The organism is Niallia sp. WK069_GA_01 (assembly GCF_983173855.1).
In genome coordinates, this window is record NZ_OZ470138.1 from 1,544,932 (window position 1) to 1,559,756 (window position 14,825).

Sequence of the window (14,825 nt, forward strand, 5' to 3'; positions counted from 1 at the left end):
GGCTAAACAAGGCGCTTGCGCTTTTCTAATGTCTAGCTCCAGCGCCTAGCCTCTGTGAGTCTTGCCTCTAAAAGTAAAGAACACTTTTTGAGTCAAGAGAACATTTTTCTTCGGGGCTAAACAAGGCGCTTGCGCTTTTCTAATTTCCTTCTCTTTGAAAACAAATGATATAGCCATTATAATAAGCAAGAGCTTTTAATAAATATAGGCAAGAATTATTCTAATAATGGTGCAAATGAATGGAAAATCTTAAAACTAAGATTATTAGACACCAACTTATAAAGGGGAATGGTGCATAGATGAAAATGAATAGTAGTAAAATGAAGGATTTATTAAAAACAAGGTTGCAATCAGATGATAGGATTTTTCGGTTTGATTCGAAAAAAGATCAAATTCGCATTGAGAGTAAAGTATCCGGAAAGGGTGTAACAGTAACGCTTCCTGGGATTATCGCAAAATGGGAAGTAGAAAAAGAAAAGGCTATTGATGAAGTTGTTTATTATATTGAGCAAGGTCTAACGGCAATCGAAAAGGATATCGAATTAAAAGGAAAGGAAAAGAATATTTTTCCGGTCATTCGTTCGACGTCTTTCCCTGTTCATTCAAATGAAGAAATCCCTTTTGTGACTGATGAACACACAGCAGAGACGAGGATTTTTTATGCATTAGATATGGGTACAACATACAGGCTGCTTGATGAACAGATAATGCAAAAAGAAGGATGGGAACATCATCGAATGAAGGAAATCGCGTTATTTAACGTGCGCTCATTACCGACTGTATTAAAAGAAGATACTGTTGCAGGCAATACTTTTTATTTTCTTAATAGCCATGATGGATATGATGCAAGTAGAATACTAAATGATGCTTTTTTAAAGGGAATGAGTGAAAAAGTAGAAGGAACGATGGCATTGGCTGTCCCTCACCAGGATGTATTGATTATTGCTGATATTAAAAATGAAACAGGCTACGATATTTTAGCCCAAATGAACATGAGCTTTTTTGCTAGTGGAAGGGTTCCGATAACCGCCTTATCCTTTTTATATGAGGAAGGAAATCTTGAACCAATATTTATTCTTGGGAAAAATAAAAAAAAATAAAATGTCTATAAATTTTAATGAAAAAGATGCTTAAAATACTTCGGAATGAAAACAGAATGCAATAAAAAAGAACTAAAATGAGGGTGACTTACGATATTTGTTTAACAAAATTAGTTGTGTTTCATGGAGAGCAGTATTCTATGAAAGAGGCATACTAGTTTTTTGTTATTCTTATGGTAAGTTACCTTTTTTGTATTTTTATGAGGATTGAAAAAAAACGCATAAAAATATGGTAGGATAAAGAAAGAAGGCAAAACCAATAGTTAATTGCCTAGTAATATTGGTAAAATAGGAAAGAGAATGTAAAGAAAGAGTGATATTAAGTGAATTGGTTCAAGAAAGTAGTAAAGCAGATATTAAAAGATAATCAGAATGAAATGGACCAAGTGGAATCTTTTACAGAAGAACATAAACCAAATGTTTCTAATGATCGGAAGAAAGAGATGGATTCAAAGGTTATTTATCAATACCCAAAAGGCAAGTTTCGGTTTCCAGTTATCCCAGATAATGAAAAACAGGAAGCAAGAAGAGAAAAAAAACAAAGAGAATATACAATAGAACCGAACAAAGAAATATATCGAGCATCAAAGCAGCTAAACCAATCAAATCTGGTTCAAACAAAACAAGATAAAGAGGAAAATCAACAATATACTGCTCCACAAGAGAGTGTTACGAAAGCGAAAAAGCCATTTCGCCTCACAGAAACACCATCTCCAATATATGGGTATAATAGACCGGTTAAAAAAGAAAATAAAGAATTAGACCTGCATATAAAAAACATTGTTTCTACTACCGAAGATCGACAAATAGAGAAAATAGATAAAACGAAACGAGAAGAAAATCTGCTGTTATTTGATGAGAGAACATCTGAAGGATTAGAAATGGAAGATAGAGTGTCACTTAATCAGCAAGAAGAAAATAAGCCATATGAAGCTGATGCTGATGATGAACAGAAAAACTTAGAATGGACTGCAGCTGATTATCAAGAAGAATGGAAAGCAGCAGAGGGAATACAAGATACTTTCTTCATAGAAGAAACCGAATTACTGCAAGATGCTGTAGAGAGCCAAAAGGAATCTGCATCTATTATAGAAGAGAACCAAAAGGAAACTGCAGCTGTTGTAGAAGAGAACCAAAAGGAAATCTCCGCGTTAGAAGATGTTTCAGAAGAAATATGCAAGCAAGAACAAATAGAAGTGGAGATAATAGGGGACGGAGAACAGGAGTATCCTTTGGAAACAAAAGATAAGGTTCACTCTTCCCATAATGAAGAGGAAGAGAGTGATCCAATTGGTGAGGAGTCAAAACCGAAACAAGCTTCTTCTAAACGAGGCCCTTTGCCATTTAATGTTCTTATGTTAAATAAAGACAGACAATACATAAAAAAGAAGTCAGAGCAGAGTAAAGAAACTTCTCTAGAACAAAAAGCCCCAATTGCAGAAAACAAGATAGCAGAGAAGGAAGAGAAGGATATTCCTTATTATGCTTTTCCATCTATGGATTTGTTGCAGCCGCCAATTCTGGATGTGGAGAACGCAGATTGGATACAGGAACAGAAGAAAGTTCTAAATGTTACTTTAACCAATTTTAATGTACAAGCCAAAGTAGTGAATGTAACACAAGGACCTTCTGTTACAAGATATGAAGTGCAGCCTGAACCTGGGGTGAAAGTAAGTAAAATTACCAATCTATCAGATGATTTAAAACTTAGTTTAGCTGCTAAAGATATTCGGATAGAGGCGCCTATTCCTGGAAAACACACAATTGGTATCGAAGTTCCTAATCATTCGAGCAGACCAGTATTAATTAGTGAAATTATAAAGAGTGAGGAATTTAAAGAATCAGCGTCCCCTTTAACCGTTGCGTTAGGGTTGGATATTTCGGGTAAGCCGATTGTTACTGATTTAAGAAAAATGCCTCATGGACTTATCGCAGGAGCAACAGGTTCTGGAAAAAGTGTATGTATTAATACAATGCTTGTTAGTTTGTTATATAAATCAAAGCCAGAAGAATTAAAACTCTTATTGATTGATCCAAAAATGGTAGAACTTGCTCCCTTTAATCATATTCCTCATTTAGCAAGTCCGGTTATTACGGATGTTAAGGCTGCGACTGCTGCGCTAAAATGGGCGGTTGAAGAAATGGAGCGTAGATATGAACTTCTAGCACATTCAGGCGTTCGGGATATAACGAAATTCAATCAATTGGCAGAAGACCATAAGCGTTATGCTAATAAACTCCCTTATATTGTGATTGTTATTGATGAGTTAGCGGATTTAATGATGATGGCTCCAGCAGATGTGGAAGAGGCGATCAGCAGGATTGCACAAAAGGCAAGGGCCTGCGGCATCCATTTACTTATTGCCACACAAAGACCTTCTGTAGATGTTATTACGGGTTTAATTAAAGCGAATGTACCAACTCGTATTGCTTTCTCTGTTTCTTCTCAAATTGATTCAAGAACGGTTATTGATATAAGCGGAGCAGAGAAACTATTAGGTAAGGGGGATATGCTGTTTTTAGAAAATGGCACATCGAAACCTGTTCGATTACAAGGAACGTTTGTCTCTGATGAAGAAATTGATGATGTCGTTCACCATGTTCGCAACGAACAAAAACCTGAGTTTTTATTTGAACAAGAAGAACTTCTGAAAAAAGTACAAATGACAGAAGAAGAAGATGAATTATTTTATGAAGCATGTGAATTTATTATCGAGCAAGGCGGAGCTTCCACTTCCAGCCTGCAGAGAAGATTTAAAATCGGATATAATCGTGCAGCCAGACTAATCGATATGATGGAAAAACAAGCGTTTATTTCGGAAGCAAAAGGAACGAAACCTCGTGATGTTTTAATTACCGAAGTAGAGTTAATCCATTTTCAAGAAAATGCTTAATGAAAATATTTACAAGACTATTCATTCCATTATAAGATATTTGGATTAGGATCTTAATAAATGGATAATCATCTCAGCATATTGACTGGATTAGGAAAAGCTTGTAAAGTGTCAGAATAAATACCGTATATATAGGAGCAGCTTTGGCATTAAAGTAAATTCAATTAGGAATATCATTGTTACATAGTTTTTCTTAATAAAAGATGGTATAATGAATAAATGTGAATGCAGAAGGAAAAAAAAGTTAAATATTCTCTTGTTGCAAGCAACGAGTAGAGGAACATAGCGAGTTGGATGCTATGAGCAAAATAAAGTTTGGTGTCATATACTGTTTAAAAGATATACGATAGTTGGAGGTTCTTTAAATGACTATTTACCACTTCGTAGGTATAAAAGGGTCAGGAATGAGTGCTTTAGCACAAATTCTGCATGATATGGGTTTACAAGTACAGGGGTCTGATGTGGAAAAGACTTTTTTTACACAAGTAGCTTTAGAACAATCTGGGATAACCATACTTCCATTTCAAAAAGAAAATATAAAACCAGGCATGAATGTAATAGTGGGAAATGCTTTTCCAGATACGCATGAAGAAGTAGAGGAGGCAATGAAATTAGGCCTTCCTGTTATTCGTTATCACCGTTTTTTAGGGGATTTTATGAAGCAGTTTACAAGTATTGCTGTAACTGGTGCACATGGGAAGACATCTACAACCGGATTACTTTCACATGTAATTAAAGGTGCAAAGCCAACTGCTTATTTAATTGGAGATGGCACGGGAAAAGGCATAGAGGGTGCAGAATATTTTGCATTTGAAGCATGTGAATACAGAAGGCATTTTCTTTCCTATTTTCCGGACTATGCAATTATGACCAATATTGACTTTGATCATCCAGATTACTTCGCGAATGTTGATGATGTTTTTTCGGCATTTCAAGAGATGGCATGGCAAGTAAATAAAGGTATTTTTGCATGTGGAGATGATGAGCAGCTTCAAAAGATTCAAGCAAAAGTTCCAGTTGTTTTTTATGGATTTGATGATGAAAATGATTTTCAGGCAAGAAATGTAGTGAAAACGACTGAAGGTACAACATTTGAAGTGTACGTACGCAATACGTATTATAATACTTTTTCTATTCCATCTTTCGGAGACCATAATATATTAAATGCACTTTCTGTTATTGCATTAAGTCATTATGAAAACTTGGATGCCGACATTGTGAAAGAAAGATTATTGTCCTTCGAGGGTGTTAAACGCAGATTCTCGGAAAAAGTCATAGGATCACAAGTTGTAATTGATGATTACGCCCATCATCCTACAGAAATAAAGGCAACGATAGAGGCGGCAAGACAAAAGTATCCTGAACGGGAAATCGTGGCGGTATTTCAACCACACACATTTTCAAGAACACAAACCTTTTTAAATGAGTTTGCCAATAGCTTAAATTTAGCAGATTCCGTTTATTTATGTGAAATATTTGGTTCTGCCAGAGAAAATCATGGGAAATTAAGCATTCAAGATTTAGCTGGGAAAATTCCAGGAAGCAATATTATTTCTGAAAATACGATTGAGTCGTTAAAAACACATGAAGATGGAGTTGTTATCTTTATGGGGGCTGGAGATATACAAAAATTTCAAGAAGCCTATGAAAAGTCTCTTGTATAAAGAAACGATATATTCATTTGCATAAAAAATCCACAGGAATATAGTTCCTGTGGATTTCTTTTTATCTAATGGTAATTCTGTTTTTGATTCTTATTTTAAATTTTCTGGGTTAAGGGATGCCAATTCTGGAAGAACAAATCTTCCGTCTTTTCTAATTAGCACATCATCAAAATAGATTTCACCCCCGCCATAATCTGGTCTCTGGATATTTACCATATCCCAATGAATATTTGAATGATTACCATTAAATGCATCATCATAACACTGACCTGGTGTAAAGTGAAAGCTTCCATCAATTTTTTCATCAAATAGTATATCCTGCATTGGATGAAGAATATATGGATTGACGCCGATAGCGAATTCACCAATATATCTTGCTCCTTCATCTGTGTCTAAAATCTCGTTTAATCGATCTGTATTATTTGATGTGGCTTTAATAATTTTTCCATTTTCGAAAGTTAATGAAACATTTTCGAATGTAAAACCTTGATATGGAGAAGGAGTATTATACGTTAACACGCCATTAACAGAGTCGCGTACTGGTGCAGTATAAACCTCTCCATCTGGAATATTCATTTGGCCAGAGCATTTAATTGCAGGAATATTTTTTATAGAAAACGTTAAATCTGTGCCTTGTCCTGTTAATTTAACTTTATCTGTTTTATTCATTAAATCAACTAAATTGTCCATAGCCTGATCCATTTTGCCATAATCAAGATTACAAACATCAAAATAAAAATCTTCAAAGGCTTCCGTACTCATTTTAGCCAGTTGTGCCATAGAAGAATTTGGGTAACGCAATACTACCCAGCGCGTTTTTGGCACACGAATCTCCCGATGAACCTTTTTGCCAATGGACGCCCCTTCGATTTTTAATTTATCAGCAGGAACATCTGCAAGTTCGTTTATATTGTCACCTGAACGTAATCCGATATATGCATCCATTTGGCTCATCACATTTGCCTCAAAACTCGCAATCATGTCATATTGTTCTGTTTGTGCTCCTAATAAAAGGCTTCGATTCACTTCATTATCCTTTAAAGATACAAATGGATACCCGCCAACTGCATATGCTTCTTTTATAAGTGCTTTAACTAATTCCTTTTGTAATCCAAAGTTTTCAATTAAAACTTTTTCCCCTTTTTGCAGTCTGATAGAATAATTAATAAGATTTTTGGCTAATTGTTCGATTCTTTGATCTTTCATATGTACCTCCACTTGTAAAAATAGTTGTTCAAAGTATTATTGTACCCGAAAAAATATTTTTCTTAAATAATAATGACGAATATGTTTATGGATATTTTATTTTCGGAAGAAAAAATAAATGGTTAAAATATGTGGAATTAGGGTAAAGCAAAATAACAGAATTGAAATAACAAAAACGAAAAAGATTATCATAACTTTTATTGTCACCTGTAAGTATTTAGGAAAGGGAGAAATCAGGATAGCGTTCAGCGTGTGGAAAATGATTTTGAATTGTTTATTTGTTTCTCTTTTCTTTTCCCTCTATAATAAAGAGGTGGTTTAATAAAAGAAAAAATTGGGTATTAAATTATTAATGGAGGTGCAATTATTATGATTGATATTTTATATTGGAGTGTTGCTTTAATAGCAATCGCATTTGCCGTTTTAGTTATCTATCTGGCAAAAACATTAAAATCTCTACATATTACTTTGGATAGTGTTTCAACGACATTATCTGGATTGGAAAGACAGTTGGATGGTGTAACAAGAGAAACTACTGTCCTACTTGAAAAAACCAATCTTTTAGCAGCAGATATACAACAAAAATCAGAAAGCTTAAATGGTGTGGTAGATGCTGTAAAAGGTGTAGGAGAATCTGTTAAGGGATTTAATCATTCGGTTCAATCTATTACAAACAATGTGGAAACAAAATTGGAAAAAAACCAAGATAAAATTGCTCAAATAGTTCAATGGAGCAATATTGCAATGAATATTAAAGAGCAGTGGAGTACTCGCAAAGTAAAGACAAAACGCAGAAATAACCAAACAATTTAAATACTGGGAGGTAAACTTATGAAGAATGAATATGAAGTAGTTAATACGAGAGAAAGTGAACATACAGGCTCAAAGGACTTTTTATTAGGTGCAATTGTAGGAGGCGTTGTTGGTGCAGCCACCGCTTTATTCCTTGCTCCTAAACCTGGAAAAGAATTAATGAATGATGTAAATGAGCAAGCAACAAAATTAAAAGGAAAAGGAATTGAACTTTCTGGTACTGTTAAGGATAAGGGTACTGAGTTTATTAGTATTGCAAAAGATAAGACAGATCAATTAAGTACTGCTGTTTCGAAGCATTCAAATGAATTAATCGATAAGGTGAAATCGTCGAGCGAGAATGAAAAAGCGCCTGTAAGTGATGAAATAGAAAGTGATAAAAAGGAAGTGGCAGGTGCAGTTGAAGCTGCGAAAGAGCCGCTTCAAAAGGGCTATGATGAAATTCAGCAAAAGCTAGAAGAAACAAAAAAAGCGTTCGATGAAACGGAAAGCAAGTATAATTAATAATATCTAGTAAGATGAACAGACAGAAAACTCCGACTGTATCTTTTAGAACAAAAAGATACAGTGGAGTTTTTTTACCCTTTTATTGATGATTAACTCAAACTTCGCAGTTATAAATTCCTCTTCATGTATTAGCATAACTTGGTTTAGAGCAATGAGAAAAGGGTGATTGATTAATCTAGCAAACATTATTTCTTATAAATAGGGGCTTTCTTTCCGTTTCAGGATGCTCGCTTTCCGTGGGGCTCGCGCTGAGCCGCTTCGGCCCTTGGCCTGCAGGGTCTCAGCTGTCTCGCTAATCCCACAGGAGTCTCGCACCTTCCACTCCAATCAAGCCGTTTTGATTCATTAGTTGTTGTCTTTGAACTGGTGAAAACATCCACATTATCAAATAGACTAAAAGCGACACATTTTAGTAAAATAACGTTGAATAATAACATAAAAAAACAACGCTACTAGTGTTTAGTCATCATACCCTGTAATGAAATTCGAAGACAAGAACTTATTCTAAAACAGGTTGCTTGTAACGGAGGGTGCGAAGACTCCTGCGGGAAATGTGGGAAGGCTAAAGACCCCGCAAGGCAACGCCGAGGAGGCTCAGCACCCACCCCGCGGAAAGCGAAGCAACCCCCACACTAAAAAACAAGCCTCCCATTTTATTGTTCTTAAACTGAGTAATATCAAGACTTGCAAACGAATTTGATGGTGCGAAGTTTGAGTGATTAAGAATAAAAGAATTAAAGCATGAGTTCAAACATTTCCCAATACGATAAACACTATGGTATTGTAACTTATATCAATAATTATTGTATTTTCCTATGAGGAGGATTAAAAGTGAAAAAAATTGAATCAATTGAAGCGTTTAATAATGTGGTGCAAAATAATGCATCTGTTTTACTATTAAAGCATAGTGTAACATGCCCGATTAGCCAAGCTGCTTTTGATGAATATCAGCGGTTTGCAACAGCAAATGATGATGTGAATGCCTATTATTTAGTTGTCCAAGATTCAAGACCATTATCCAATCATATTGCTGAATCCTATCAAATTAAGCATGAATCACCACAGGCTTTATTATTTACTGATAATGCTGTTGTTTGGAATGCTTCTCATCGAAAAATTACGGTTGATGCGTTAACAGATGTGGTAAAAACTGCAATAAACAAATAAAAAACGCTGATTCTCAAAGGTAGAAAAACAATTTTGAGAATCAGCGTTTTTTAAAAGGTAGGATAGTATAAGTTTTTTGAAGTCTGATAAGTGTCTAGCTTCCCCGTACAGGATGTACAAGTGCTGACAAAGACATAAGGACATGGCGCATTTAGCCGGCCAGCGCCTAGCCCCACTGAGTATAACCTCTAGCCTTTAAAAGTAAAAAACACTTTTGAGTCAGGAGAACATTTTTCTTCGGGGCTAAACAAGGCGCTTGCGCTTTTTCTGTGAAAATAAAACGGGCGAGTGGCTATTCTGGGTATCTGTATAATACAGTAACGTGTTCTATTTGATAGGGCGGGTACAGGATTTTGGTGTAAAGAAAATCTTGAAGCGTGGACTTCTAGAAAAAAGACAATAGTAAAGAAAGGGTGTGACCTCAATTTTTTAAAAAAATCACAACCTTAATAGAGTATTGTAATGGAAGGTCGTCTAACCAGCTAGACGTGGTTCAGAGAAGTGTTGCTTATTAATAAATAGGGTATATATAATTCTTAAAACTTTATGTGCAATAGCCTGTAAAGCTTTTTTCTTTCCTCTTCTTGCAGATAGAGACCAAAAAACATTTGACATTGAGGTATTTTTCGACCTTGATATAGCCCAAGCAACCTCACAAAGAGCAGCTTTTATATGTGGGTTTCCTTGAACGCTTTTGGAACTTTTCTTTTTACCAGCACTTTCATTATTGCCAGGTGATACACCAGCCCAAGAAGCTAAATGTCTTGATGAAGGGAATTGGCTCATATCTGTTCCGATTTCCGCAATAATAACAGCAGCTGTGTGTTCCTTTATACCTGGGATAGATAAAAGTATTTCTTTTTCTTCTTGATAGGAATGAAGCAGGGTATCTATCCTATTTTCAAGTTCTTGAATGGAAGTTTCCAAATACATGATATGATTCCAAGAGCTTTTAATCATAAACATTTGATGTTCATTTAATGTTCCGAAAAGAGAATCGGAAATGGTATCAGCCTTCTTGCGGAGAGAATGATGGATATTGGCATCAACATCAGCCTTATCAAGGTATCCATTATCGACTAACTGTTTCAAAAGTTTACGTCCAGAAACCCCAAAGATATCAGAAATAACTGAACCAAGCTTTATGTTTGAACATTCGAGGACCTTTGAAATTCTATTTTTTTCAGCTGTTAAGTTACCAACCCATTTCTTGCGTAAACGGTTCAAATCTCTTAATTCCCGAAGATCTTGGGAAGGGACAAAGCTTTTTTCAATCAATCCATGACGAAGAAGCTTGGCAATCCATTCTGCATCTGAAACATCGGTCTTACGACCAGGAACGTTTTTAATACGTTGGGCATTGGCCACAGTAATATCGAAATATCCTTCAAGGATGTTGTATACCGGCTTCCAATAGATTCCGGTACTTTCCAGAGCAATGTGTGTAATTTGTTTTTCTTCTAACCACTTTAATAAATCAAATAAACTTTTGGTTAAAGTGGAAAAAGTCTTGGTTTCTTTTTGAATGGATTCATTATTAGTGCCAGTTAGGGCACAAACTACAATCTCTTTTTGATGAACATCCATTCCGGCACAATGGGTTAATAAAATGTCCAAATAAAACAACCTCCAAAGTAGTGTCTATGGAAAGTGGAATAAGCTTGGTCAAACAGCATTTTTCTGTACGTGATCATCCTCAAAAATTGAAGAGTCAACAAAGGGGTGTACACAAGGCAAATTCCAAACAGTTTCTTATACAGGGTCGAACCACCACAAAAGCGCACGTAAAGATTACTTCCCATAGCATTAATCAGTATGGAAAAATGGACAAAAAAGTAAAACCCCGGCTTAGAAAAAATTTTCATGCCGGGGTGTGAGTGTGAAATCATGTGTGTTTCTTAATTAGTGTACAGTAATTGGCCATTTAATCTCGAGACGATCTCCTTTTTTAATTGGCGTTAAAAAGGTTGCTGGTTCGCCGTTTCTTTTTAATTCAAATTTACCGCTATTTGTTTTTGGTAAATCAATTTTTACATACGCAAATAGATCTTGGAATAAAAATCCATCAAAATTTTTCTGTTCTATTGTTAATTCGTCCCCATCAAATAGCTCATCCTCCATCGCTAGAAGCTGTTCTTTCCTTTTAAATTGTGCTAATTGCTTTGATAATGTTAATTTTTTGTCGTTAAAAGTTATCGGGATAACTTGGTACAATAATACTTGTTTTATTTCTGCCAGCTCTTGTACAGTAGGTTTTTTTCTAGTATTTATGGTTATTTTATCATGAAAATCAAATGTATTAGATAATTTAGCAATTATACCGTTGCGAAGTATATTTCCTGAAAAGGAAGGAATCACGGTTTCTTTATCATTCAATTTTACTTTAAATGGTCTTAATTCTGCGAGATAGTCATGTAACTTCAAGGAATGCAGCAATTCTTGAAGAGTAGACGCAATTGTATATTCTATTGCATCTTTATCATGAATCCATGTTTCTTGTGATGCTGGTTCGCCATTACAGCGTATCGTTGCTTTCAGCATATGCTCTTCCCCATTAATTTGAATGCTTCTTTCCGTTATATCATCTAATAAATCTTTAACTTGTATGTATGCTTGCTGCCCGTCCTTTCCTTTATAAACAGTTAGTGATTCTCCATTTTCAATCGTATCATCTAATGAACATTCTCTTCCGTTTCTAATAATAACAGGGGCTTGCCCATGGGTACCTGGAATGGTTAATTTTTGATTGTTTAAAGAGATAATCATGGCATTTCCTGGTTTTCCGTATAATTTATTTAATTTTAACCCGGAGGCAAGAAGGCAATCACCCACAGTTAATTTATTTACCTCAAATAACCGGACAGGCTGGTCGTTGACATACACAGTTTTATATTGAACTGGAGATTTTCCAGCAGTTATCGCAATCCCTATAGGAGTAACTAATTCAGGGCCTTTTTGTGTAGAATCCTTAAAAGATAAATTAGAAATAGCATCAATTCCTCTAATAGCAACTCGATTCGTTGCTAAATCTAGCATTTCCGCAATTTTTTGCTGTAATGCAGGTGTTTGGCTTCCACCGCCAACAAGCATAACTGCTTTAGGTGGTTTATGATTGTTAAGAGCAAGAATTTCTCGACAGATACTGTCTGCAAGTTTATCCAGCGCAATCGAGATTTTCTTGATGACCTCGTCTTTTTTTAATTCTGCTGTAAAACCCAATATATCTGTAACGGTAATGATATCACGATTGGATAGTTCTTTTTTAGCTGTTTCAGCAAGCGGAAAGTCTAATAAAAACTGATCGCTGATTGCTTCTGTAATTTCATCTCCTGCGATTGGCACCATTCCATATGCAATAACTGTTCCTAAATCAGTAATAGCAATATCAGATGTACCTGCGCCAATATCGACTAAGGCAACATTTAATCTGCGCATAGATGGAGGAATAAGGACATTAATTGCAGCAATCGGCTCTAATGTTAAAGCATCCATTTCTAAATTTGCCCGATGTAATGCAGCAATTAATGATTCCACTACTACTTTTGGAAGAAAAGTAGCAATTATTTCAACTGTGGCAGTATTTCCTTGCTGATCAATTAAATTTCCTAATTCCTGCTCATCTAATATATAGCGCAATACAGAATAGCCCACGCAATAATAAAATTGACTTTTTTCGCGATTGTTTTTTTCTGCGACAGAACTTTGAGCATTTTGAACGGCTGTAAGTTCCATATGCATAATATCTTGTTTTGTAATCATTGGTTTTCCTTCAATTTTGACAGAATAGGAGGCAGTTTCTGTTTTTAGTGCACGTCCGGCAGCTGCAACGCAGACTTTATGTAAAGGACCATGATTTTGCTCTAATTTTGCTTTGACTTCTTGAATGATTTTTGCAACAGCTATTACATCATGTATTTGACCATCAAGCATTGCTCGTTCTGTATGTTCCTGGGCAAGAATTTCCACGACATGGTAGTTTTCATTTTCTTTTTCTAATATAATGCCGACAACAGAGCGAGTACCAATATCTAAAGCGAATAATTTTTCTTTATTCTGCATAGAAAACACCTTCTTTGTTATTTGAGAATAGTAAAAAAGTATAAAAAAATTTGTTGTATAATTACTTTAGTGCTTAAAAGCGTTTAATTATTAAAGAAAGTTAGTGACAAGGAAAAAAAGATGTTTTATAATTAACCCAATTACAAGAAATGTAACATATTTTTTTATGTCAATAAAGAATATTGAAAATTTGGCTAAATAGAACGACTAAAAGGTCTTCTGTTAGGGCATGAGAAAAAAGGATGGGATAGTAGTGAGCAATACAGATTTAGAAGAATTGCGTAATCGAGTAGATCAATTAAATTTAGAAATTTTAGAAAAAATAAATGAAAGAGCTGCACTCGTACAAGAAATTGCACAAACGAAAGTAACCCATGGTGCACATCGCTACGATCCGGTACGAGAACGAAAAATGCTTGATCATATTCTAGAAAAAAATAATGGTCCATTTGATAATGTAACAGTTGCTCATTTATTTAAACAAATCTTTAAAGCTGGATTACAATTGCAGCAAGATGATGATAGCAAAGCATTGTTGGTTTCTCGTAAAAAGAAACCAGAAGATACAATAATTGATTTAAAAGGAACAAAAATTGGAGATGGTGTTCCAAAGTTTGTATTTGGTCCATGTTCTGTTGAGTCGTATGAACAGGTTGCTAAAGTAGCGGAATCTGTAAAAGCGAAAGGATTGACTTTATTACGTGGAGGAGCATTTAAGCCGAGAACATCACCATATGATTTCCAAGGTCTTGGTGTAGAAGGACTAAAAATATTAAAGCGGGTTGCCGATGAGTACGACTTATCTGTTATAAGTGAAATTGTAAGTCCTGCTCATATTGAAGAAGCATTAGATTATATTGATGTTATTCAAATTGGTGCACGTAATATGCAGAATTTCGAATTATTAAAGGCAGCAGGAAATGTAAAAAAACCAATTCTCTTAAAAAGAGGCTTGGCTGCCACAATTGAAGAATTTATCAATGCTGCTGAATATATTATTTCGCAGGGAAATGATCAAATTATGCTTTGTGAACGTGGTATTCGTACGTATGAACGAGCGACTAGAAATACTTTAGATATTTCAGCTGTGCCGATACTTAAACAAGAAACACATCTTCCTGTTTTTGTTGATGTGACACATTCCACAGGGAGAAAAGATTTACTGCTTCCATGTGCAAAAGCTGCATTAGCTATAGGGGCAGATGGTGTGATGGCAGAAGTGCACCCAGATCCTGCAGTAGCGTTATCTGATTCTGCACAACAAATGGATTTGAAGCAATTTGATGAATTTTATCATGCTATTAAAGCAACACCATTTGTAAAAGCATAATGATAATGGTTAAGCAAAAGCTTAGGTATTTGATTCTCCAAACAGCTGGAGAATCGGCCTATGCTTTTTTTTCTTAGTGAAAAGG

The 14,825-nt window shown here is 35.2% G+C and carries 10 protein-coding genes; 7 read left to right on the forward strand and 3 right to left on the reverse strand.

The genetic code is table 11. The features are described 5' to 3' along the window. Window positions 1–305 precede the first annotated feature (305 nt). The 3 genes from AC5LWL_RS07400 to murC all read left to right on the forward strand — a co-directional run bounded on the left by AC5LWL_RS07400 (window position 306) and on the right by murC (window position 5,658). Window positions 306–1,100 carry a DUF1444 domain-containing protein gene (locus tag AC5LWL_RS07400; RefSeq protein WP_493436561.1) on the forward strand — a complete coding sequence of 265 codons (795 nt, stop codon included), beginning with the start codon at window positions 306–308 and terminating at the stop codon, window positions 1,098–1,100. A 323-nt stretch (window positions 1,101–1,423) separates the two neighbouring features. Beyond that, complete coding sequence (locus AC5LWL_RS07405) at window positions 1,424–3,994, forward strand: DNA translocase FtsK (protein ID WP_493433710.1); 2,571 nt, start codon at window positions 1,424–1,426, stop codon at window positions 3,992–3,994. A gap of 365 nt (window positions 3,995–4,359) precedes the next feature. Continuing rightward, window positions 4,360–5,658, forward strand: a complete 1,299-nt coding sequence (murC, locus tag AC5LWL_RS07410) for a UDP-N-acetylmuramate--L-alanine ligase (RefSeq protein ID WP_493433711.1) — start codon at window positions 4,360–4,362, stop codon at window positions 5,656–5,658. Between the two features lie 90 nt (window positions 5,659–5,748). Here murC and AC5LWL_RS07415 read toward each other — a convergent pair whose 3' ends face one another. Further along, on the reverse strand, window positions 5,749–6,864 hold the full coding sequence (locus AC5LWL_RS07415; protein ID WP_493433712.1) for an aminopeptidase: 1,116 nt from the start codon (window positions 6,862–6,864) through the stop codon (window positions 5,749–5,751). A gap of 369 nt (window positions 6,865–7,233) precedes the next feature. On the opposite strand from AC5LWL_RS07415, the gene AC5LWL_RS07420 reads away from it, so the two are divergent. The 3 genes from AC5LWL_RS07420 (at window position 7,234) to ytxJ (ending at window position 9,351) form a co-directional block, all read left to right on the forward strand. Next, window positions 7,234–7,677 carry a DUF948 domain-containing protein gene (locus tag AC5LWL_RS07420; RefSeq protein ID WP_493433713.1) on the forward strand — a complete coding sequence of 148 codons (444 nt, stop codon included), beginning with the start codon at window positions 7,234–7,236 and terminating at the stop codon, window positions 7,675–7,677. Window positions 7,678–7,695: 18 nt separating this feature from the next. Continuing rightward, window positions 7,696–8,181, forward strand: a complete 486-nt coding sequence (locus AC5LWL_RS07425; RefSeq protein ID WP_493433714.1) for a YtxH domain-containing protein — start codon at window positions 7,696–7,698, stop codon at window positions 8,179–8,181. 834 nt (window positions 8,182–9,015) lie between these two features. After that, window positions 9,016–9,351 carry a bacillithiol system redox-active protein YtxJ gene (gene ytxJ, locus AC5LWL_RS07430; RefSeq protein ID WP_493433715.1) on the forward strand — a complete coding sequence of 112 codons (336 nt, stop codon included), beginning with the start codon at window positions 9,016–9,018 and terminating at the stop codon, window positions 9,349–9,351. A 474-nt stretch (window positions 9,352–9,825) separates the two neighbouring features. Here the strand turns inward: ytxJ and AC5LWL_RS07435 are convergent, their stop codons facing one another. Both AC5LWL_RS07435 and AC5LWL_RS07440 read right to left on the reverse strand, forming a co-directional pair. Then, window positions 9,826–10,968: an IS110 family RNA-guided transposase gene (locus AC5LWL_RS07435; RefSeq protein WP_493432573.1), complete on the reverse strand. Its 1,143-nt coding sequence runs from the start codon at window positions 10,966–10,968 to the stop codon at window positions 9,826–9,828. A gap of 285 nt (window positions 10,969–11,253) precedes the next feature. Continuing rightward, window positions 11,254–13,410, reverse strand: a complete 2,157-nt coding sequence (locus tag AC5LWL_RS07440) for a cell division protein FtsA (protein ID WP_493433716.1) — start codon at window positions 13,408–13,410, stop codon at window positions 11,254–11,256. Window positions 13,411–13,663: 253 nt separating this feature from the next. On the opposite strand from AC5LWL_RS07440, the gene AC5LWL_RS07445 reads away from it, so the two are divergent. Further along, window positions 13,664–14,740, forward strand: a complete 1,077-nt coding sequence (locus AC5LWL_RS07445) for a bifunctional 3-deoxy-7-phosphoheptulonate synthase/chorismate mutase (RefSeq protein WP_493433717.1) — start codon at window positions 13,664–13,666, stop codon at window positions 14,738–14,740. Window positions 14,741–14,825: the final 85 nt, after the last annotated feature.